1 protein-coding gene is annotated in these 1,607 nt (G+C 48.0%); it reads left to right on the top strand.

Features of this window, described 5'->3' with window-relative positions:
* The coding region (locus JUI58_RS00435) for a DUF4347 domain-containing protein (RefSeq protein ID WP_204101784.1) at positions 1-1,607 on the top strand (1,607 nt) is incomplete at both ends.

Here is a 1,607-nt window from a genome sequence, read left to right as displayed (position 1 = left end):
GGGATGGAACACAACACAGCCCCACAGTGATGCGCTTTGGCGAAAAAGTTGGGGATTCTTGGGATTATACCTTCATTGACGAGAGAGCAGATAATCCTTATGAATTACTCTATGGAGGAGAAGCCGGCACTGTTTCCCGTTTGGTGCTGAGGGGTGAAGATGGTATGGCTAAGATTACCGAAGTCTTGAATTTTGCCAATGACCCCATCGAGACTCTAAGCATCGTTGCAGAAGGAAATTCTGGAGAATTCTGGTTGGGGAAAGATTTTATTACAGCGCAAAACCTTCAACAATATCGCACTCAATTGGAAAGTTGGGGAGAATCTCTCTCTCCTACTGCAGATATTTTGCTTTATAGTTGTTTTACGGCTTTAGGAGAAGTTGGGGAAAGTTTAGTTAATCAAATTGCCAATGCGACAGGTGCAGATGTAGCCGCTTCGGTAAATGCAACGGGAAGTGCTAATTATGGCGGGGATTGGGTGTTAGAAAGCAGCACGGGAAGCATTGAAGCCCTCACAACCTTTAGTGACCTGACCCTCAGTGTTTGGGATGGGAAGTTGGCAACCCGGACAGTGACGAGTTCCGCAGATGATAATACGGCGGGAACCCTCCGGTTCGAGATTGGAGCGGCAACGGCTGGGGACACAATTCTGTTTGATTCAGCAAGGACTGTCAACACAACAGGGTTTATTACATGGGGACAAGCCGATCTGACGATTGATGGCAATGGCTCCACGGTTCAGGGTAACAATACGTTCCGGATTTTTGAGAGTACGGCAACAGCAGGAACTACGACGATTCAAAACCTGACGATCTCTGGGGGGAGTGCTGCTTTTGCTAATGGTGGTGGTGGTTTGAGGGCTTTCAGCAACATCACATTAACGAACAGTACAGTGAGTGGCAATAGTAGTGGTTTTCTTGGTGGTGGTGGTGGTTTGAGTGCGAGCAACATCACATTAACGAACAGTACAGTGAGTGGCAATAGTGGTGGTTTTGGTGGTGGTTTGAGGGCGAGCAACAACATCACATTAACGAACAGTACAGTGAGTGGCAATAGTTCTAGTCCTACTGGTGCTGGTGGTGGTATGTTCGCGAGCATCATCACATTAACGAACAGTACAGTGAGTGGCAATAGTGGTAGTGCTGGTGGTGGTTTGAATGCGGGCGGCGGCATCATCACATTAACGAACAGTACAGTGAGTGGCAATAGTGCTGGTGGTGGTGGTGGTGGTGGTTTGCATGCGAGCAACATCACATTAACGAACAGTACAGTGAGTGGCAATAGTGCTGATTATGGTGGTGGTGGTTTGAGTGCGAGCAACATCACCTTAACGAACAGCACGATCGCCTTCAACGTCGCCGATGCCGATAACAATGGCACGGGTGATGGTGGTGGCATTTTCAAGTTTGGCACCGGTATCGCTACCATTAACAATAGCATCATCGCCCAAAACCAAGACCTCGGCGGACAAGCACCGGATTTAAGCGGGACTTTCGATACGATTCAATCCAGTCTCATCCAAAACACGACAGGAGCAACAATTACCACCGATACCAGCAATATAAAAGGGATTGACCCTTTGTTACTCCCCCTTGCTAATAATGGT

The sequence above is a fragment of the Spirulina sp. CCY15215 genome, from assembly GCF_016888125.1.
In the GTDB taxonomy this organism is placed as follows: domain Bacteria; phylum Cyanobacteriota; class Cyanobacteriia; order Cyanobacteriales; family Spirulinaceae; genus CCY15215.
Note: the sequence above shows the minus strand (reverse complement) of the source record. Positions and strands in the feature narration are given on the sequence as shown.